Annotated in this window: 18 protein-coding genes; 13 read left to right on the top strand and 5 right to left on the bottom strand. The window is 60.3% G+C overall.

The window, feature by feature from the left end:
- The first annotated feature begins 134 nt into the window (after window positions 1-134).
- The 9 genes from rpe to G5253_RS04990 all read left to right on the top strand — a co-directional run bounded on the left by rpe (window position 135) and on the right by G5253_RS04990 (window position 8,437).
- Complete coding sequence (gene rpe / locus G5253_RS05030) at window positions 135-809, top strand: ribulose-phosphate 3-epimerase (RefSeq protein ID WP_421202773.1); 675 nt, start codon at window positions 135-137, stop codon at window positions 807-809.
- The gene (locus tag G5253_RS05025) at window positions 796-1,464 is read left to right on the top strand and encodes a phosphoglycolate phosphatase (protein WP_421202772.1); all 669 of its coding nucleotides are present in this window, start codon (window positions 796-798) and stop codon (window positions 1,462-1,464) included. The genes rpe and G5253_RS05025 overlap by 14 nt, the downstream gene beginning before the upstream one ends.
- A 42-nt stretch (window positions 1,465-1,506) precedes the next feature.
- The gene (trpS, locus tag G5253_RS05020) at window positions 1,507-2,511 is read left to right on the top strand and encodes a tryptophan--tRNA ligase (protein ID WP_005362251.1); all 1,005 of its coding nucleotides are present in this window, start codon (window positions 1,507-1,509) and stop codon (window positions 2,509-2,511) included.
- 117 nt (window positions 2,512-2,628) lie between these two features.
- Window positions 2,629-2,844: a hypothetical protein gene (locus G5253_RS05015; protein ID WP_421202771.1), complete on the top strand. Its 216-nt coding sequence runs from the start codon at window positions 2,629-2,631 to the stop codon at window positions 2,842-2,844.
- Between the two features lie 21 nt (window positions 2,845-2,865).
- Window positions 2,866-3,447 carry an aminodeoxychorismate synthase component II gene (locus G5253_RS05010; protein ID WP_421202770.1) on the top strand — a complete coding sequence of 194 codons (582 nt, stop codon included), beginning with the start codon at window positions 2,866-2,868 and terminating at the stop codon, window positions 3,445-3,447.
- A gap of 277 nt (window positions 3,448-3,724) precedes the next feature.
- Entirely contained in the window at window positions 3,725-4,942 is a 1,218-nt protein-coding gene (locus G5253_RS05005; protein WP_421202769.1) for an aspartate aminotransferase family protein, read from the top strand.
- Window positions 4,943-5,018: 76 nt separating this feature from the next.
- Window positions 5,019-6,038 (top strand): arginine N-succinyltransferase, encoded by a 1,020-nt coding sequence (gene astA / locus G5253_RS05000; protein ID WP_005334994.1) that lies wholly within the window; start codon window positions 5,019-5,021, stop codon window positions 6,036-6,038.
- A gap of 72 nt (window positions 6,039-6,110) precedes the next feature.
- Window positions 6,111-7,580, top strand: a complete 1,470-nt coding sequence (astD, locus tag G5253_RS04995; protein WP_421202768.1) for a succinylglutamate-semialdehyde dehydrogenase — start codon at window positions 6,111-6,113, stop codon at window positions 7,578-7,580.
- A gap of 59 nt (window positions 7,581-7,639) precedes the next feature.
- The gene (locus G5253_RS04990; protein WP_021229798.1) at window positions 7,640-8,437 is read left to right on the top strand and encodes a DUF1338 domain-containing protein; all 798 of its coding nucleotides are present in this window, start codon (window positions 7,640-7,642) and stop codon (window positions 8,435-8,437) included.
- A gap of 92 nt (window positions 8,438-8,529) precedes the next feature.
- Here G5253_RS04990 and G5253_RS04985 read toward each other — a convergent pair whose 3' ends face one another.
- The gene (locus G5253_RS04985; RefSeq protein WP_421202767.1) at window positions 8,530-9,636 is read right to left on the bottom strand and encodes an anhydro-N-acetylmuramic acid kinase; all 1,107 of its coding nucleotides are present in this window, start codon (window positions 9,634-9,636) and stop codon (window positions 8,530-8,532) included.
- A gap of 123 nt (window positions 9,637-9,759) precedes the next feature.
- Complete coding sequence (locus G5253_RS04980; RefSeq protein WP_421202766.1) at window positions 9,760-11,085, bottom strand: peptidoglycan DD-metalloendopeptidase family protein; 1,326 nt, start codon at window positions 11,083-11,085, stop codon at window positions 9,760-9,762.
- Window positions 11,086-11,194: 109 nt separating this feature from the next.
- On the opposite strand from G5253_RS04980, the gene tyrS reads away from it, so the two are divergent.
- On the top strand, window positions 11,195-12,394 hold the full coding sequence (gene tyrS / locus G5253_RS04975) for a tyrosine--tRNA ligase (RefSeq protein ID WP_005347884.1): 1,200 nt from the start codon (window positions 11,195-11,197) through the stop codon (window positions 12,392-12,394).
- A 25-nt stretch (window positions 12,395-12,419) separates the two neighbouring features.
- Here tyrS and G5253_RS04970 read toward each other — a convergent pair whose 3' ends face one another.
- On the bottom strand, window positions 12,420-13,355 hold the full coding sequence (locus G5253_RS04970) for a LysR family transcriptional regulator (RefSeq protein ID WP_421202765.1): 936 nt from the start codon (window positions 13,353-13,355) through the stop codon (window positions 12,420-12,422).
- A 108-nt stretch (window positions 13,356-13,463) separates the two neighbouring features.
- Between G5253_RS04970 and budA the strand changes: the two genes are divergently transcribed.
- Window positions 13,464-14,258, top strand: a complete 795-nt coding sequence (budA, locus tag G5253_RS04965) for an acetolactate decarboxylase (RefSeq protein WP_005338506.1) — start codon at window positions 13,464-13,466, stop codon at window positions 14,256-14,258.
- 18 nt (window positions 14,259-14,276) lie between these two features.
- Window positions 14,277-15,947, top strand: coding sequence for an acetolactate synthase AlsS (alsS, locus tag G5253_RS04960; RefSeq protein WP_421202764.1), 1,671 nt, complete (start codon window positions 14,277-14,279; stop codon window positions 15,945-15,947).
- Window positions 15,948-16,062: 115 nt separating this feature from the next.
- On the opposite strand, the gene G5253_RS04955 is transcribed toward alsS, so the two are convergent.
- Together G5253_RS04955 and G5253_RS04950 are read right to left on the bottom strand one after the other, a co-directional pair.
- Window positions 16,063-17,475 (bottom strand): MATE family efflux transporter, encoded by a 1,413-nt coding sequence (locus tag G5253_RS04955; RefSeq protein WP_421202763.1) that lies wholly within the window; start codon window positions 17,473-17,475, stop codon window positions 16,063-16,065.
- A gap of 73 nt (window positions 17,476-17,548) precedes the next feature.
- Window positions 17,549-18,487, bottom strand: coding sequence for a LysR family transcriptional regulator (locus tag G5253_RS04950; RefSeq protein WP_042055187.1), 939 nt, complete (start codon window positions 18,485-18,487; stop codon window positions 17,549-17,551).
- Window positions 18,488-18,985: 498 nt separating this feature from the next.
- On the opposite strand from G5253_RS04950, the gene G5253_RS04945 reads away from it, so the two are divergent.
- Window positions 18,986-20,278: an HAAAP family serine/threonine permease gene (locus tag G5253_RS04945; protein ID WP_421202762.1), complete on the top strand. Its 1,293-nt coding sequence runs from the start codon at window positions 18,986-18,988 to the stop codon at window positions 20,276-20,278.
- The last annotated feature ends 4 nt before the right edge of the window (window positions 20,279-20,282 follow it).

Raw genomic sequence — 20,282 nt, 5'->3', positions numbered from 1 at the left:
CGATGCCCCAAAACCCGGGTGGCTGGGAGAGGGGAGGCGATTGCCCCCTTTACCCCGCATTCGAGTCGTTTTCGCCCGCCTTTTACGTTAAAATTGCGCCGCTTTTTCTCCCTGGCTGCCAATGGATGATGCTGATGAAAGACTTTCTGATTGCCCCCTCGATCCTCTCTGCCGATTTTGCCCGTCTGGGTGACGATGTAGCCAAGGTACTGGCTGCCGGTGCCGACGTGGTTCACTTCGACGTGATGGACAACCACTATGTCCCCAACCTGACCATTGGCCCCATGGTCTGTCAGGCGCTGCGTGACTACGGTATCGAGGCCCCCATCGACGTGCACCTGATGGTCAAGCCGGTGGATCGCATCATTCCCGATTTTGCCAAAGCCGGTGCTTCCCTCATCACCTTCCATCCGGAAGCGTCCGATCACGTTGACCGCTCTTTGGGCCTGATCAAGGAGATGGGCTGCCAGGCGGGTCTGGTGCTGAATCCTGCTACCTCGCTCTCCTGCCTCGAATATGTGATGGACAAGCTGGATGTGATCCTGCTGATGTCGGTCAACCCGGGCTTCGGTGGCCAGAGTTTCATCCCCGGCACCCTCGACAAGCTGCGTCAGGTGCGTCGTCTGATCGACGAGAGCGGCCGCGATATCCGCCTCGAGATCGATGGTGGGGTGAAGGTCGACAACATCCGCGAGATCGCCGAAGCGGGCGCCGACATGTTTGTCGCCGGCTCTGCCATTTTCAGCCAGCCTGACTACAAGGCGGTGATCGACAAGATGCGTACGGAGCTGGCTCATGTCACACGCTGAGCGCGCATTTGATTTGGTGCTGTTCGATCTGGACGGCACCCTGATTGACAGTGCCGCCCAGCTGGCGCTGGCAGTCAATCTGACTCTGGCAGACCTCGGTCTGGCACAGGCTGATGAAGTTGTGATCCGTACCTGGGTCGGCAATGGTGCCGACAAGCTGATCCAGCGGGCGCTCGCCTATCGCGAGGCTGACCCCGAGCTGTTTGCCAAGGCCAGACCGATCTTTTTCCAGCACTACAACGCCTGCCTGCTGCAAGGGCTGGCGATGTATGAAGGGGTGGCACAGAGTCTGCGTCGCCTGCAAACCCTGGGTTACAAGCAGGCGATCGTCACCAACAAGCCGAGTGATTTCGTGGCACCCATCCTCGATGCCCTTGGCATCAGCGATTGTTTCGAACTTTGGCTTGGCGGCAACTGCGTGCCAGTCAAGAAGCCGAGCCCGGAGCCATTGCTGCACGCTTGCCAGGAGTTGGGGGTGAGCCCGGCTCGCACTCTAATGGTGGGCGACTCCGAAAATGACGTGCTGGCGGCCAAGGCGGCCGGCATGAAGGTGGTGGGCCTGACCTACGGTTACAACTATGGCCGCCCCATTGCCGACTCCCATCCAGACTGGGTATTCGAGCAGTTTGCTCAGCTCGATGCACTTTTGGTCTAATAGCGCAGCTGGGCTGGCTGAATAACAAGGATTAACACTCTCATGACTAAACCAATCGTATTGAGCGGGGCGCAACCCTCCGGTCAACTGACCATCGGCAACTACATGGGGGCCCTGCGTCAGTGGGTCAACATGCAGGATGAGTTCGACTGCCTCTACTGCATCGTCGACCTGCACGCCATCACCACTCGTCAGGACCCGGCTGCCCTGCGCAAGGCTTGTCTGGACGCAGCCGCCCTCTATCTAGCGGTCGGTATCGATCCCAAGAAGAGCACTGTCTTCATCCAGTCTCACGTGCCGCAGCACGCCGAGCTGGGCTGGATCCTCAACTGCTATACCCAGATGGGTGAGTTGTCGCGCATGACCCAGTTCAAGGACAAGTCCGCCCGTTTCGAGAACAACGTCAACGTCGGCCTGTTCGGTTATCCGGTGCTGATGGCAGCCGATATCCTGCTCTATCAGGCCAATCAGGTGCCGGTCGGCAACGACCAGAAGCAGCATCTGGAGCTGACCCGCGACATCTGTACCCGTTTCAACAACCTCTATGGTGAAGTGTTCACCATGCCGGAGCCCTTCATTCCGACCGAAGGGGCGCGGGTGATGAGCCTGCAGGATCCGACCAAGAAGATGTCCAAGTCGGATGACAACGAGGCCAACTTCATCGGCCTGCTGGAAGATCCCAAGCAGATCGTCAAGAAGATCAAGCGTGCGGTGACTGACTCCGACGAGCCGGCGGTGGTGCGTTTCGACCCGGAAAACAAACCGGGTGTCTCCAACCTGCTGACCCTGATGTCCGGCGTGACTGGCCGCTCCATCCCCGAGCTGGAGCAGCACTTCGAAGGCAAGATGTATGGTCACCTCAAGACCGAGACCGCCGAAGCCGTGGTTGCGCTGCTGGAACCGATCCAGGCTCGTTTCCACGAGTTGCGTCAGGATGAGGCCCATCTGATTGCGATTCTTGCCGAAGGGGCACAAAAGGCGCGTGAAAGAGCTGAAAAAACCCTGACCAGCGTATATGATGTAGTCGGCTTCGTTCCTCGAGCCTGACATACTGGGAAGGTGTAGTAGAAGAGAGCTGGGTATTTGCCTGGCTTTCTTTATTTTCCCACGTTGTATTTTGTTTAATTCTTTATTTCAACCCGGGTTATATCCCCAAGAGTACGCATGTCTGTTCAACCAAATATTTCGATTGAAGAGCTGAGTGATAAAGGTCACTGGCTGCGCAAGTTCCGCAAGGCGAAAAACCTCAATACCCTGCAATTGATGGTCTCCAATGCCATCGATAAACATCACAAGACTGCTGCCATCGCTGCAGCCATCTATCTGGCCGAGTGTCAGCGTGAACGGGAAATGGAACTGGGTCGTTATCTCGATCGTTAATTCTCCACTGTTGGTTATCTCATGCTGTTGTTGATCGATAACTACGACTCTTTTACCTGGAATCTGGTGCAATATTTCGGCGCCCTGGGACAAGAGGTTGTGGTCAAGCGCAATGATGAACTGACGCTTGATGCCATAGCGCAACTCTCCCCCCGTTTTCTGGTGATCTCTCCCGGTCCTTGTACACCCAATGAGGCGGGGATCTCTCTCGATGCCATCAGCCACTTCGCCGGCAAGCTACCCATTCTTGGCGTCTGCCTTGGCCACCAGTCGCTGGCGCAGGCGTTTGGTGCCCGCGTGGTTCGCGCGCGTCAGGTGATGCATGGCAAGACCTCCCTGATTCGCCATCGCGGCGAAGGGGTATTCTGCGGTCTAATGGATCCCTTGCGGGTGACCCGTTATCACTCACTGGTGGTGGAGCGCGACACGCTGCCCGACTGCTTCGAGGTCACCGCCTGGAGCGAGCATGCCGATGGCTCGTTTGACGAAATCATGGGATTACGCCATAAGACACTTCCTGTCGAGGGTGTTCAGTTCCATCCGGAGAGTATTTTGAGCGAACAGGGCCATTTGCTGCTGGCCAATTTTCTGTCCTGTTCATAAAAATTTGTGATCACCTTCTCAAGTTTGAAAGAAGGTAAAAAATATTTCTCTGACACTTTATTCAGCCCCCTTCCAGCCCAAATTATCTCTTGCCAAGCCCCCCTGAGTCGTTATGCAATGCGGTTGCCTAAAATCTCAAGGTCAATCGAATATTGTTCCTCATAGGTCGTCTTGTTACAGACTTTTTACTTTATTTCTGTGATAATCCCGTTGCGTTTACACGGATTTAACTTTTAGGCGGTGGATTATTCTGTCGCCGAATCTGAAGGAGAGCTATATGTCAGAGTTGTTGGCTGTGACACGTGAAGTGTTTGATGAAGTGATGGTTCCCAACTATGCGCCAGCCAAGATCATCCCGGTGCGTGGTGAAGGGTCACGTGTCTGGGATCAGGAGGGGCGCGAGTATGTCGACTTCGCCGGTGGTATCGCCGTTAACGGCCTGGGTCACTGTCATCCCAAGCTGGTCGAGGCTCTGAAAACCCAGGGCGAGAAGCTGTGGCACCTCTCCAACGTAATGACCAACGAACCGGCCCTGCGTCTGGCCAAGAAGCTGGTCGCGGCCACCTTTGCCGACAAGGTCTACTTTTGCAACTCCGGCGCCGAAGCGAATGAAGCTGCCCTCAAGTTGGCTCGCCGCTACGCCATCGAGAAGTTTGGCGAGCAGAAGACCCAGATCATCGCCTTCAATCAGGGCTTCCACGGTCGTACCTTCTTTACCGTCAGCGTCGGTGGCCAGGCTGCCTACTCCGATGGCTTCGGTCCCAAGCCCGGTGACATTACCCATGTTCCCTACAACGATCTGGCGGCACTAGCCGAGGTGATCTCCGACAACACCTGCGCCGTGGTGATGGAGCCGCTGCAAGGGGAGGGTGGCATCATTCGTCCTACCGACGAGTTTGCCAAAGGAGTGCGCGAGCTGTGCGACAAACACAATGCCCTGCTGGTGTATGACGAAGTGCAGTCAGGGGTCGGCCGGACCGGTGATCTCTATGCCTATATGGGGCTCGGCGTCACGCCGGACATCCTCACCAGCGCCAAGGCGCTGGGGGGCGGTTTCCCCATCGGCGCCATGCTGACCACCGACGAAATCGCTTCTTACCTGAAAGTGGGCACTCACGGCTCTACTTACGGCGGTAACCCGCTGGCCTGTGCGGTCGCCGAGGCGGTGATCGACGTGATTAATACTCCCGAGGTACTGGACGGGGTCAAGCGGCGCGAACAGCTGTTCCGCGAGGGGCTCGAGGCGATCAACGCCAAATACCACTGCTTTAGCGAAATCCGCGGCAAGGGGCTGCTGCTGGGCGCCGCTCTGAGCGAGGACTTCAAGGGGCGTTCCCGCGACTTCCTGCTGGCCTCTATCGATCATGGGCTGATGGCACTGGTTGCCGGTACCAACGTGGTTCGTTTTGCCCCTTCACTGGTGATCCCGGAAGCTGACATCAAGGAAGGGTTGGCCCGCTTCGAGAAGGCGGTTGCCCAGGTGGTCAACGCCTGATTCCAAATTGAGGTGGGGAGCTCTCCCGGCAGGAGCCGGGCCCCCACCTGTCGTCAATGAAAGGGAGTTGTCATTTATGTTGGTTATCCGTCCCATCGAGCAAAAAGATTTTGCCGGGCTCAAGACCTGCGCCATCGAGTCCGGCACAGGCATGACCTCGTTGCCCGTCAACGATGAGTTGCTGCAGCGCAAGATCGATGCTTCTACCCAGACTTTTTCCGACAAGCCCGCCGGCAAGGGGGACTGCCTCTACTTCTTCGTGGCTGAGGATCTGGAGACCGGCGAGATGGTCGGCACCTGTGCCATCGATGCCGCGGTTGGCCTCTCCCAGCCGTTTTACAACTACCACATCGGCAAGGTGGTGCACTCATCACCCAAGCTCGGCATCTACAACGTCGTTGAAACCCTGACTCTCTCCAACGACTACACCGGCAACTCCGAGCTCTGTACCCTGTTCTTGCGCGAATGTGCCCGCGAGGGGCTCAATGGCCGCCTGCTCTCCAAGCACCGCTTCCTGTTTATGGCCGAGCACCCCGAGCTGTTTGACGAGACCGTCTTCGCCGAGATGCGTGGCGTCTCCGATGCCAACGGTCACAGCCCCTTTTACGAGTGGCTCCAAACCCACTTCTTCTCGATGGATTTTCCCACCGTCGACTATCTGACCGGCATCGGCAAGAAGCGCTTTATCGCCGAGTTGATGCCCAAGTACCCCATCTACGTCAATTTGCTGAGCAAAGAGGCGCGGGCCGTTATCGGCCAGACCCACGAGAAGACCCGCCCGGCCATCAAGATGCTGCAGGACGAGGGCTTCGTGAACCGTGGCTACGTCGATATTTTCGATGCGGGCCCCACCGTCGAGTGTGACGTGAAGAATATCCGCAGCGTGCGCCGCAGCAAGAAACTGCGGGTGCTGGTGGGCGAGCCCATCGGTGGCAAGACCCACCTTATCTGCAACAGCCGTTTCGAACATTACCGCGCCTGCTACGGCAATATCCGGGTCGATCTCGACAAGCACGAAGCCATCATTCCGCCCAAGATGGCGGCGGCACTCAAGGTGCAGGATGGCGACATGGTGCGGGTGGTCGACCTCGACTGAGACAAACAGGACAAGCAAACCGATTATCAGACAGGCAGCCGAGGCTGCCTGTCAGCGACAGGGAGTGAATGGATGAGCCAGTTAGTGCAATTTATCGACGGTCAGTGGCTTGCCGGTGAAGGCAAGCCGTTCGAGTCACGGGATCCGGCCAAGAACGAGGTGATCTGGCAGGGGGCTGCCGCCAGTGCTGCGCAGGTGGATGCCGCCGTCAAGGCCGCCCGTGCCGCCTTCTACCACTGGGCGGACATGAGCCTTGAGGATCGTCTGGCCATAGTGCGTCGTTATGCCGACCTGCTCGGCGAGCAGAAAGAGGCGCTGGCCCTGACTATCGCCCGCGAAACAGGCAAACCGCTGTGGGAGACCCGCACCGAAGTGGCCGCCATGCAGGGCAAGATTGCCATCTCTATCCGTGCCCACGACGAGCGCACCGGTACCGTTGAAAATGCCATGCCGGGCGCCAAGGCGTTTGTCCGTCACAAGCCCCACGGCGTGGTGGCTGTGTTCGGCCCCTACAACTTCCCGGGCCATCTGCCCAACGGCCATATAGTCCCGGCGCTGATTGCGGGTAACGCCGTAGTGTTCAAACCCTCCGAGCTGACCCCCATGGTGGCCGAAGCCATGGTCAAGGTGTGGCAGCAGGCCGGATTGCCCAAGGGAGTGCTCAATCTGGTGCAAGGGGAGGTCGAGACCGGCAAGGCGCTGGCGGGCAATCCCGATATCGACGGCCTCTTCTTTACCGGCTCCTCCCGCACCGGTCATTTCCTCCATCAGCAGTTTGCCGGTCAGCCGGGAAAAATTTTGGCGCTGGAGATGGGCGGCAACAACCCGCTGATCGTGAAAGAGGTGAGCGACATCGACGGCGCCGTCCATGCCATCGTCCAGTCGGCGTTTATTACCTCTGGTCAGCGCTGCACCTGTTCCCGCCGTCTGTTTGTCGAGCGCGGTGAGCGGGGCGATGCCCTGGTCAATCGACTGATCGAGGTGGTCAGCCAGATCAAGGTCGGCCTCTATGACGCCGCCGAGCAGCCGTTCATGGGCTCGATGATAAGCGAGAAGGCAGCACAGGGCATGGTCGAGGCGCAAGCCAACCTGCAGCGCCTCGGTGGCGAGAGCCTGCTTACCCTCAAGCACCTGGAAGCGGGCACAGGCTTTGTCTCCCCGGGTATTATCGACGTGACCTCAGTCAGCGCGCTGCCTGACGAAGAGTACTTCGGCCCGCTGCTGCAACTCATTCGTTATGATGATTTCGATGCTGCCATCGATCAGGGCAACGCCACCCGCTACGGTCTCTCGGCCGGTCTGCTGGGGGACAAGGAGGCGGACTGGCACCACTTCTTCAAGCGGATCCGCGCCGGTATCGTCAACTGGAACAAGCCCATCACCGGCGCCTCCAGTGCCGCGCCGTTTGGTGGCATCGGCGCCTCCGGCAACCACAGGGCAAGCGCCTACTACGCTGCTGACTACTGTGCGTATCCGGTTGCCTCTGTCGAAGACAGCAAAGCCGCGATGCCGGATCAACTGTCGCCCGGCCTGCGCTTCTGATAATGACACGGGGCATCCAGCGGTGCCCCCATCTGTACCCGCAATCAAAGGAAAGAGAGATGCAAAAGGATATCGACACCCTGTTCAGCCATCTGTGGGACAACTACATCAAGGTGACCCCGAGCGCCCTCAAGGTGCACACCCTGCTGGGTGGCGGCGAGCCCATCGTCAACGATCACGTGGCGTTTCGTACCTACAACCTGCCCAAGCTGGGGCTGGAGAAGCTGGCCGCCCACTTCCTGGCGCTCGGTTACGAGCAGAAGGGCGAGTACGTTTTCAAGGCCAAGAAGCTCTACGCCAAGCACTTCGAGCATCAGGATCCGGACGCTCCCAAGGTGTTTATCAGCGAGCTGAAGGTGGAAGAACTCTCCCCAGCGGCGCAGGCCATCATCCACAAGCTGGCCGATCAGGTGCCCGATCATCTGACCGATACCCCGGCATTTCTCTACACCGGTGCCCCCTGGCAGGTCTCCTATGCCGATTATCAGACCCTGCTGGCGGAGAGCGAGTACGCGGCATGGATGGCAGCATGGGGCTATCGTGCCAACCACTTCACGGTCAATATCAACAAGTTGAAGGATTTCGACACCATCCATCAGGTCAATGCGGCACTGAAGGCGGCGGGTTTTGTGCTCAACAGCGTGGGTGGCGAGGTGAAAGGGGACCCGCAGGTGATGCTGGAGCAATCCTCCACCATGGCCGACAAAGCAGAGGTGCCGTTCAGCGATGGGGTGCGTACCATCCCGAGCTGCTTCTACGAGTTTGCTCTGCGCTATCCGCAGGCCGACGGTGTACTCTATCCGGGCTTTGTCGAAGCGTCCGCCGACAAAATTTTTGAGTCCACCAATGCCATGTAACAACGGGTGTTGGCCAAAGTGCCACTGTTCATGATGTGACATGACGACAGCCCCATATCGGGGCTGTCGTCATTTGCATATCTGGGGGATATCTAGGGTGCGGGGTAGAGAGCACCCAGCACAGCCGGACGGCTGGCGCCGGTGACGGCGGGCAGGTTGCCGGGTTTGTGCTTGATAAAGCGCTCCGCCAGCCAGGCAAAGGCTGCGCCTTCCATCCAGTCGGGCGCAATGCCCAGTTCGGCAGTGCTGGCGATGCGCCAGCCGGGCAGCAGGCTGGCCAATTCGCTCAGCAGCGGGGCGTTATGGGCGCCGCCGCCGCAGACAAACAGCTCGGGACGGGTTTGCGCCTCATTCGGGGCAGGCAGCTGGCGGGCGATGCTGTGGCAGGTGAGCGCCTGCAGAGTGCGCTGCACATCCGCCGCAGCATAGGGGTGGCCAGCCAGCTCGCCATCGAGCCACGCCAGGGTGAACATCTCCCGCCCGGTGCTCTTGGGGGCGGGGGCGGCGAAATAGGGGTGAGCCAGCAGCTTCTCCAGCAGGGCCGGGATTGGCTTGCCGCTGGCCGCCCACTGGCCGCCGGCATCGTAACCGGTCCCCTTGGGGTGATGGCGGCGATACCAGCCGTCGAGCAGGGTGTTGGCCGGGCCGGTATCGAAGCCATAGACCCCGTTGGCATGGCCCGGCAGCACCGAGATATTGGCGATGCCGCCGAGGTTCAGCACCACCCGCAATGCACCGGGGCGGGCAAAGAAGGCCTGATGGAAGGCGGGCACCAGCGGGGCCCCCTGACCGCCGAGGGCCATGTCCATGGTGCGAAAGTCGGCGATGACATCGATGCCGGTCAGCGCCGCCAGCAGGGCCGCGTTGCCGATCTGCAGGGTGAAGCCAAGCTGGGGGCGGTGGCGGATGGTCTGGCCGTGGCTGCCGATGGCGCGAATATCGGCGGGCGTGAGGCCCGTCTTGGCCAGCAGGGCGTGGGTGGCGGCGGCAAATTCGCGCGCCACCAGATTGTCGGCCACCCCCATGCGATCGATCTCGTTGTCGCTAGGGGTACAGAGCTCATGCAGCTCGTGGGCGGTGGGCCAGGGGTGGCTGAGGGCCGCCTCGACCCGCAGTTGATCCCCGTCGATCACCACCAGCACGGCGTCAATACCGTCCATGCTGGTGCCTGACATCAATCCGATATAGCGTTCAGCCATTGGCTCTCCTCACTCGCTGGTCGGGATAGTCCGCTTCCCGACACCGATGCAGCATGGCGCCGAGCCATGCGCAGGCAAAATAAAAAGGGCTGGCGGGGCTGCTACCCCGCCAGCCCTGATGGCTTAGTTGCCGCGGCTATCCCGCTTGTTCTGGGCCAGCTGCAGCTCGGGGCTGTCGAGCTTGGCCAGTTGCGGCATCGCCAGCTTTTTGAAGTTGGCCAGCTCGCGTCCGCTCAGGGTCTCTGCCTGCGGCAGGGTGAGGGTGCGCGGGTTCTTGTGAATGCCGCCCACCACGAACTCGTAGTGCAGGTGCGGGCCGGTGACGCGGCCGGTGCCACCCAGAGTGCCGATGGTCTGGCCCTGCTTAACCCGCTGCCCCTTGTTGACGGTGCGCTTGGAGAGGTGCAGGTACTTGGTCACATAGTTGCCAGCATGCTTGATAAAGACGTAGTTGCCGTTGAACTGGTTGTAACCGGCGGCCACCACGCTGCCTGAGCCCGCCGCCATGATGGGGGTGCCCACCGGCGCCACATAGTCGATGCCGTTGTGGGGGCGGATCTTGCCGGTCACCGGATGGAGGCGGCGCGGGTTGAAGTTGGAGCTGATGTATTTGAAGTTGACCGGCGCACGCAGGAAGCTCTTGCGCATCGCCTTCCCTTCCGGGGTGTAGTAGTTGCCATCTTCATTGAGCACGGCGCGGTAGGCGGTGCCCTGGTTGACGAACTCCGCCGCCAGAATATCGCCGGAGGCGACCCGCTCGTCGTCGCGGAACTTGTCTTCATAGACCACCCGGAAGCTGTCCCCCGGCTGCAAGTCCTGGGCAAAGTCGATGTCCCAGCCGAAGATGGCGGCCAAGTCCATGATCTGATCTTCGGTCATCCCTGCATCCACCGCGGCGCCCCAGAAGCTGGAGCGGATCTCGCCCTTGCTCACCTGTTCGCGGGTGTCGAGGGCGATTTTGACGTTGCGGGCGACAAAGGTCTCCTCCTTGCGGCTCACCTTGAGCGCCTGCTCCAGACTGTGGGGGTAATAGAGGCTATGCAGCTCGCCGTTCTCGGTGAGCTTGAAGGTGAGCTCCTGCCCCGGTTGCAGCATCCGCAGGGGATCGCTGCCCTCGAGCTGATCGATCAGGTGCAGATCTGTGGTGCTCAGGCCAATGCGCTGGAAGATGACTCCCATGTTGTCGCCACGGCGTACTTTCACCTGCTTGGTGATGTAGCGCGGCTTGGGCGGGGTAACGGGCTGGGCGGCTTCGGCCGTCAGCTCGTCGTTCAGCGCGTTGTCGTTAGCCGGTTCCCGCAGGGCAATTTCGTTGCCGTTTTCATCGACCCGTGTTGCCACCGCCTGTTCGCTTGGCCAGGCCGCCAGCATCATGATCATGATGCTCAAGATCAGCACCATCTTGCGGTGCCAGTGGGGGAGTGCGTTGAAGGCGTGCCAAATAACCATGAGAAGCAGATGAAGTCGGGCAGAATGGACGGATTTTACAGCCTTTCCAATTGGCCCGCCATTCCAGTAATATGTTTGGCCCTGTGGAATCGTGATGGAGAGTCAAAAAATGTCCCAGCTCGAGGTGGCGCTAGCCGAGATCAAGCGCGGAGCGGAAGAAATTCTGGTTGAAGAAGAACTTGTCGCCAAGTTGAAGGAAGGGCGCCCGCTGCGCATCAAGTTGGGCATGGACCCGACCGCCCCCGACATTCACCTGGGTCATACCGTGATCCTCAACAAGCTGAAGACCTTCCAGGATCTGGGCCATGAAGTGATCCTGCTGATCGGTGACTTCACTGCCATGGTGGGTGACCCCTCCGGCAAGAACGCTACCCGTCCGCCGCTCTCCGAAGAGGCTATCAAGCATAACGCCCTCACCTATGCCGAGCAGGCGTTCAAGATCCTCGACCCCGCCAAGACCCGCATCGAGTACAACTCGACCTGGTTGAGCGAGCTGGGTGCGACCGGCATGATCAAGCTGGCGGCCAAACAGACCGTGGCCCGCATGATGGAGCGCGACGACTTCAAAAAGCGCTACACCGGCGGCCAATCCATCGCGATTCACGAATTCCTCTATCCGCTGCTGCAAGGCTATGACTCGGTCGCGCTGAAGGCGGACGTTGAGCTCGGCGGTACCGACCAGAAGTTCAACCTGCTGATGGGCCGCGAGCTGCAAAAAGATGCCGGCATGGCGACCCAGTGCGTGCTGATGATGCCGCTGCTGGTGGGTCTGGATGGCGTCAAGAAGATGTCCAAGTCCGCAGGCAACTACATCGGCGTCCACGACGCTCCGGGCGAGATGTTCGGCAAGATCATGTCCATCACCGACGATCTGATGTGGAACTACTACGAGCTGCTCTCCTTCCGTCCGCTTGCCGAAATCGAAGAGTTCAAGGCGGGCATCGCTGCCGGTACTCTCAACCCGCGCGACGTGAAGATCTGGCTGGCCAAAGAGATCATCGCCCGTTATCACGACGAAGCGGCGGCTGAAGCGGCCCACGAAGATTTCACCCAGCGCTTCTCCAAGAACGCCATCCCGGACGAGATGCCGGAAATCGAACTGGCACTGGAAGGCGAAGGGCTGGCCATTGCCAATCTGCTGAAAGAGGCCGATCTGGTGGCCACCACCTCCGAAGCGCTGCGGATGATCAAGCAGGGCGCGGTCAAGGTGGATGGCGAGAAGCTGGAAGATGGCAAGGCACTCATCGGTGCCGGTACCGCTGTCTATCAGGTCGGCAAGCGCAAGTTTGCCCGCGTGACTGTCAAATAAGCCGTCGCATCAGGCAAGCTGGCCATCAAACCGGTTCAAGCTTGTTCAACAGGGCCTCCTTCGGGAGGCCTTGTCGTATCTGGGCGGCACGGATCTGGGCGATAAAGTGCCGCAGCACGGCACTACCTGGATGCGGCCGTGTCGCCAGACTGATACTGGTCATCATGCTGTTGCCCTCAATGGGGTGATAACTGACCCCGAGCGGGCGCAGCGCCGCCACCGAGCTGGGCACCAGAGTCACGCCAAAGCCCGCCTGCACCATGCCGACGGTAGAGATCACCTGCGGGCATTCGGGCCCCAGTATCGGCTCAAACCCCGCCTCCCGGCAGAGGCCCACGATGCCGTCATAGAGCCCGGGCCCGATGGCGTGGGGAAACAGAATAAAACTCTCGTCCTTCAGGCTGGCCAGTGGCAAGGGGCCCGGCTTGGCCTTGGGGTGGCTGGTCGGCAGGGCGATCAGCAGCGGCTCCTGCTCGATAAGGTGATGGGCAAAGCCCTCGCTACCCCGGCAGGGCAGCCGCAAGATGGCGGCATCCAGCCGATCGTTGCGCAGCGCCGCCACCAGTGCCGGCATGGTGCCCTCCTGCGGGCTGAGGGCCACCTCGGGGTAGCGCTCCCGATAGTCGTGCAGCAGGGTCAGCACCGCGGGGTGGAGCACGGTGGAACCGGCAAAGCCGATCCGCAGCGCCCCCTGCTCGCCCCGGGCAATCCGCTTTACCTTCTGTTTTGCCGCATCGGCCAGCGCCAGGATCTGCGCCGCATCCCGATAGAGGCTCTCGCCCGCCTCGGTCAGTTCGACACTGCGGGTCAAACGGCGCAGCAGCGGGGTGCCCAGGGTCTCCTCCAGCTTGCGGATCTGCTGGCTCAGGGGCGGCTGGGCCATGTTGAGTGATTCGGCTGCGCGGGTGAAATTCTGCTTTTCAACAACGGCCATGAAGTAGCGGAGCGTACGAAGTTCCATATCGATTGAGTCTCAAAGTCATGGGATCAGCGTATTGGTGTTGAAATGTGAACCAAGTCACCATTGGATCCGAACGCTAACAGGATTCACGGTGGAGGTGAAATCCGAATGGAACATATTGCAACATCTGACAGTGCCGGGTGCAGCTGTGCCCTCGAAGTGAGCCAGCAGTTTTCCCGCTGGCGCAGGCAGCATGACGGTGGCGAGATCTACCAGAGTTCCCTGATGAGCGCCCTGCTGGCGGGGGTCTACGAAGGGGAGACCACCATGAGCGAGCTGCTGCGCCACGGCGACTTTGGCCTCGGCACCTTCAACCACCTCGATGGCGAGCTGATCGCCTTCGAGCGCCAGATCCACCAGTTGCGCTCCGATGGCTCGGCCCGGCCCGCTCGCGCCGATCAGAAGACCCCCTTTGCGGTGATGACCCATTTTCGCCCCTGTCTGGAGCGCCGCTTCGATCACCCCCTGAGCCGTGACGAGATCCACCAGTGGGTGGATCGGCTGGTGGGATCCGACAACGTCTTCGTCGCCCTGCGCCTAGACGGCCAGTTTGAGACGGCCAAGGTCCGTACCGTGCCGCGCCAGGAGCCGCCCTATCGCCCCATGCTGGAGGCCATCGAGCAGCAGCCGCTGTTCCGCTTTGCCGCGGTGGCGGGAACTCTGGTGGGCTTTCGCTGCCCGCCATTCGTGCAGGGGGTCAATGTGGCGGGCTTTCACGAACACATGATCACCGCCGATCGCAAGGGGGGCGGCCATCTGCTTGACTACACCATGGCCCACGGCACCCTGCGACTTTCAGTGGTGCGTCACCTCAACCTGGCCCTGCCATCGGATCCCGCTTTCCGGCAGGCCGACCTCAATCCCGCCGATCTCGATCGCGCCATTCAGGCCGCCGAAGGCTGATAGACAAGGAGCAATATCATGGAAAACAGACAATGGAAGTGCGGTGCCGAGCTGGTGGTTCGTCATCTGGAGGCGCAAGGGGTCAAGCAGGTGTTCGGGATCCCGGGGGCCAAGATTGACCGGGTGTTCGATGCGCTGGAGGATTCCCCCATCGAGACCATAGTGGTGCGCCACGAGGCGAATGCCGCCTTTATGGCGGCCGCCGTGGGGCGCCTCACCGGCAAGGCGGGGGTGGCGCTGGTCACCTCGGGCCCCGGCTGCTCCAACCTTATTACCGGGTTGGCGACTGCCACCTCGGAGGGGGACCCCATGGTGGCGCTGGGCGGTGCGGTTCGCCGTGCCGATGGTCTCAAACTCACCCACCAGAGCATGGATACGGTCAACCTCTGCCGTCCGGTCACCAAGTTCAGCGCCCAGGTCAACAGCGGGGCGGCAATTTCGGAAGTGATGGCCAACGCCTTTCGCGCCGCCGAGCTGGGACGGCCGGGGGCGGCGTTTGTCAGCCTGCCGATGGACATCATCAACAAGCCGGTACAGGGCAATGTGCTGGTGCCCCGCGAAGTGCCTGAGCCGGGCTGCGCCGATGAGCAGAATATGGAGCAGGCATTGACCCTGCTGCGCAACGCCCAGAATCCGGTGGTGCTGCTCGGCCTGATGGCGAGCCGGCCGGAAAATGCCGAAGCGGTACGCGCCTTCCTCGACAAGGCGCGGCTGCCGGTGACCGGTACCTATCAGGCTGCCGGGGTGGTGGACAGCTGCCACTTCGATGATTTTGCCGGACGGGTGGGGCTGTTTAACAACCAGCCGGGGGATCAGCTGCTGGCAGGGGCCGATCTGGTGATCTGCATCGGCTACAGCCCCATCGAGTACGACCCCGTGCTGTGGAATGGCGACAGGGAGCGGCGCATCCTCCATATCGACGTGCTGCCCGCCGATATCGACAGCAGCTACTGCCCGACCGCCGAGCTGGTGGGGTCGATCCGGGCCAACCTGTTGCAGCTGACCCGCATCATGGGCAATCCGAAAATCCGCCCCCCCGAGGTGGATCGGCTGCTGCAAGGGGTACGCCAGCAGCGGCTGCGGCTGGCAATGCGGGCCGACGATCTGCACGGCAATCCGGTTCACCCCTTGCGTATCGTGCGCGAGCTGCAGGATCTGGTGCGCGACGACATGACCCTCTGCGTCGACATGGGCAGCTTCCATATCTGGATTGCCCGCTACCTCTACAGCTTCCGCGCCCGTCAGGTGTTGATCTCCAATGGTCAGCAGACCATGGGGGTGGCACTGCCGTGGGCTATCGGCGCGGCGCTGGTGCGGCCGGGTGAGAAGGTGATCTCGGTATCGGGGGATGGCAGCTTTATGCAGTCGAGCATGGAGCTGGAGACGGCGGTGCGCCTCAAGAGCAATATCGTTCACATCATTTGGGTCGATAACGGCTACAACATGGTCGCGATGCAGGAGCAGCAGAAATATTGCCGCACCTCCGGCGTCTCTTTTGGCCCCATCGACTTCAAACGCTATGCCGAATCGTTCGGGGCGGCCGGGTTTGCGGTGCGCTCGGCAGACGAGTTGCGCGCAACCCTGCGGGCCGCACTGGCGGTGGAGGGGCCTGCGGTGGTGGCGATCCCGGTGGATTACTCCGACAACACGGGGCTGATGGCCCAGCTCAGGCCAGAAGTATTGGCATAAGTGTGGGCAGCAGTGCTGGCCTGAATCCTCGTGTAATGGCAGGTAGACCCGCCCATATAGCAGAAACCGGCATCAATGGATGCCGGTTTTTTATTGCTACGCGGGATGGGTGGCCTTAACGGGCCAGCTGGACGGCGGCGCGTGCGCGGGCCGGTTGCGGGCGACGCTTGTTTTTTGGCGCGCAGGCTATCTTCAGGCGCAGCCACTCGCGCCACAGCAGCCAGCAGAGCGGCAGGGTGAGCAGCAGCACGGTGGCGGGCTGGGCCATCAGCACCCCATCACGGCCCCACAGTTGCGGCAGCAGGAAGATGAGCGGCAGCAGCAACACGGTTTTGGCGATGGAGATGACCAGCGCCTGACGGGTGCGCGCCATGGATTGCAGCAACACGATGCCGAACATGATGATCCCCTCCAGCGGAATGGCACCGAGGTTGAGGGTCAGGCTGCTGATGGCGGCGGCCAGCAGTTCGGGATCCTTGTCGCCGGTATAGAGCATGGCGACCTGTCCCGGTAGCAGCTGGATGGTGAGCCACACCAGCATGCCGTAGATAAAAGTGAACTTGAGCCCCATCTCCATCAGGTACTTGAGGTTGCGGTGGCGCTTGGCCCCCGCCGCCTTGCTGATGAGCGGCTGAATGCCGAAGGCGAGCCCCTGCAGGATGACGATAAAGACCGCTTCGGTGTAACCGGCCACGGTAAAACCCGCCAGATCCTTCACATTGCCATACACCATCAGCTGGCTGTTGTGCAGCATCAATAGCAGCCCGAGGTTGAACTGGGCAATCAGGCTCGGCAGACCGGTAAAGAGCAGGTGCGGCATGGCGGGGAGGTTGGGCACCAGATCCCGCCAGCTGAGGCGAAGCCGCGCCCAGGGGGTAAAGAAGTAGCCAAGACCGATCAGGCTCACCGCACCCTCTGCCATCAGGGTGGCTTGCGCGGTACCGATCAATCCCAGCCCCAGCCGACCCACCATGATGTAGTTGAGGATGATGTTGAGCACGGCGCCGCTGCTCACCAGCACCATGGCCAGTTTCGGGCGACCATCGTTGCGCAGCAGATAGGGCACCGCCAGATTGCTGGCCAGCAGCAGGGTACCGCCGCCAATCCAGGTGAGGTAGTCGCTCGCCTGTTTCCAGGTGTCGGTGCCCTGTTCAATCCCCAGTCCCAGCAGGATATCGGTGTGGGTGTAATAGAGCAGCACCGGCGCAACTACCCCGAGACCGGCCAGCAGCCAGAGGGCGTTGACCAGCGCCTGACGGGCCAGCGTGTCGTTTTTCGCCCCTTGCTGGAAGGAGATGGCAGTGGCGGCCCCCATGCTGATCATGGCGGCCAGACCAATCAGCACCATGATGACCGGATAGACCAGGTTGATCCCGGCGAGGCCAGCGGCACCGACATAGTGGCCGACGAAGATGCCGTCGATGAGGTAGTAGGCCCCCGAGACCAGCATGGCAAGAATGGAGGGGAGGGCGTAAGCCCAGAAGCGACGGGTCATGGCCCGTTGCCGCAGTGTTAAATAGGCAGACATATCTGTTCTCTCGGGGAGTTCGATTATCGAACAGCTAGTCTAGATTAATACTTATTTGGTGATAATCAGGGTTTCACTTGATGAATTGCTGAGTATTGCTCACTAATCCGGGGTTTTGGTAGTGCGCCTTGAGCATGTCGATCAGGATGCGCAGCCCGCTGCCCAGCTGATGCCGACTGGGATAGAAGAGGTAGAAGCCGGCAAAGGTGGGGCACCAGGGCTCCAGCACGGTGAGCAGTTTCCCCTCCGCGACCTTCTGGCTCACCTCCTCTTCCAGACAGTAGGCGAGCCCCAGCCCCGCCTCGGCGGCGCCCAGATAGAGGGCCGGGGTGCTGGTAGTGAGCGGCCCGGTCACTTCGATCTCCAGCATGGTGCCATCGGCGGCAAAGGCCCAGCGATAGTGATGGTGCGGAGTGAGGCGATAGCCGATACAGGCGTGGCGGCTCAGCTCGCTCGGGTGCTCCGGTGTACCGTGCTCCGCCAGATAGGCCGGGGAGCCCACCACCAGATAACGCTGGGGCGGGCCGAGGGGGATGCCGATCATCTCCTTGGGCAGCAGATCGCCATAAAAGAGCGCGGCATCGTAGCCATCTTCAATCAGCCGGGGCATCAGCTCCTGCTCCACTACCTCCACCTGCATCCGCGGATAACGGGCCAGATAGTCGATCAGCACAGGTGCCAGCAGGCTGTCGATGGCGCCGCGGGGAGCGCAGAGTTTGAGTCGACCCACCGGTTCATCGCTGTTGCGGGCCAGCTCGCAAAGCGCCTCTTCCAGGGTATTGAGGGTGGGGAGCAGCTGCTTGAGCAGCCGCTGGCCCGCTTCGGTCGGCACCACGGCGCGGGTGCTGCGGTTGAGCAGCCGCACCCCCAGACGGGCTTCCAGCCCCTTCAGGCTATGGCTGAGGGCGGAGGCGGAGACCCCGAGTTCGAGGGCGGCCTTGCTGAAACTGCGGTGACGGGCGACGGCGGCAAATACCGCCAGTTCGGCGAGATCGGTACGGGTAATGGTCATCATCAATCAACAAAAAGGCATGAGTCACAAGGGTACGCCAAGGCCGTGATGCACACAATCCGCGCTAAATGAGTGGCTTGTTGCAAATATGTAGCTGCTCGCAGGCCATTGATTCCAGTGAAACTAAGTTGAATTGTTAAAAAAAACTCACAATAAGGCGCTTTGAGTGTGATCTTGGTCGTCCGAAAGGCGACCAAAATCAAACTTTGGTTGATTAATTCAAAAAAACGCTGTGATTAATAAGGGCATTTAATTAAAGTCAGCCCATCAAGAGTGGCGCACGTTAATCGGTTGTTAAGTGAGACGGGCGCCGACCCTCAGGGTCAAAATCTCGCACTGTTGTTTGTTGCAATCCTGTTGTCACAAGGAGTGATGGCCAGGTTGCCGGGGGGCGAGAGGTTAATATCAAGGACGGACAGCAGGCGTTCCAGGGAGATGGAACCGGGCCAAGGCCCGACCAAACAAGAATCCCATTTTCCTAGATGACAGGAACAACGTATGTCTGACATGAATATTGCAGCTGATGGTCGTTTAGCCAGCAACACCTCCCGCGGCGTCAACAAGGCCGATGTGGTCTGGATGCTGGGTCTGTACGGTACCGCGATCGGTGCCGGTGTGCTCTTCCTGCCAATCAACGCCGGTGTAGGTGGCCTGTGGCCGCTGGTTGCCATGTTGATCCTGGCGCTGCCGCTGACTTTCTTTGCTCACCGTGGTCTGACCCGCTTCGTGCTGTCCGGCTCTACCCGTGATGGCGACATCACTGAAGTAGTAGAAGAGCACTTCGGCAAGACCGCAGGCAAATTCATCACCCTGCTCTACTTCTTTGCCATCTACCCGATCGTGCTGATGTATTCAGTCGCCATCACCAACACCGTCGAGAGCGTGATTGTTCACCAGCTGGGCATGTCTGCACCTCCCCGTGCCGTTCTGTCACTGGCTCTGATCCTCGGTCTGATGGCAGTTGTTCGTCTGGGCGGCCAGGTTATCGTCAAAGCGATGAGCGTGCTGGTATTCCCGTTCGTGCTCACCCTGATGGGTCTGGCGTTCTACCTGATCCCGCACTGGAACGGTGCCATCATCACTGAAGCTCCGGCCCTGTCCGACGCCTTCAACAGTGACTTCATCAAGACACTGTGGCTGGCTATCCCGGTAATGGTGTTCTCCTTCAACCACTCCCCGATCATCTCCTCCTTCGCGGTGGACAACAAAGGTCGTTACGGTGAAGGTGCCGAGAAGAAGTGCAGCAACATCCTGCTGGGCGCCCACGTCATGATGGTGATGACCGTTATGTTCTTCGTATTCAGCTGCGTACTGAGCCTCTCCCCGGCTGACCTGGCTGCTGCCAAAGAACAGAACATCTCCATCCTGTCCTACCTGGCCAACCACTTCGATAACCCGGTTATCGGTACTGTGGCTCCGCTGATCGCCATGGTTGCCATCAGCAAATCCTTCCTGGGTCACTACCTGGGTGCGCAAGAAGGCATGAACGGCCTGATGGCCAAGGCACTGCGCGAGAAGGGCAAGAACGTTGACACCAAGCAACTGAACAAAGTCACTGCCGTGTTCATGATCCTGACCACCTGGGCCATCGCTACCATCAACCCGAGCATCCTCGGCATGATTGAAGACCTGGGCGGCCCGATCATCGCAATGCTGCTGTTCCTGATGCCGATGTACGCCATCACCAAGGTTCCGGCCATGCGCAAATACGCTGGCAACATCAGCAACGGCTTCGTGACCATCATCGGCCTGATCGCCATGTCCGGTATCATCTACAAGCTGATTGCCTGATAAC

Source organism: Aeromonas sp. 602658 (assembly GCF_049173005.1).
Taxonomy (GTDB): domain Bacteria; phylum Pseudomonadota; class Gammaproteobacteria; order Enterobacterales; family Aeromonadaceae; genus Aeromonas; species Aeromonas veronii_A.
This window is presented reverse-complemented; position numbering and strand designations above follow the sequence as displayed.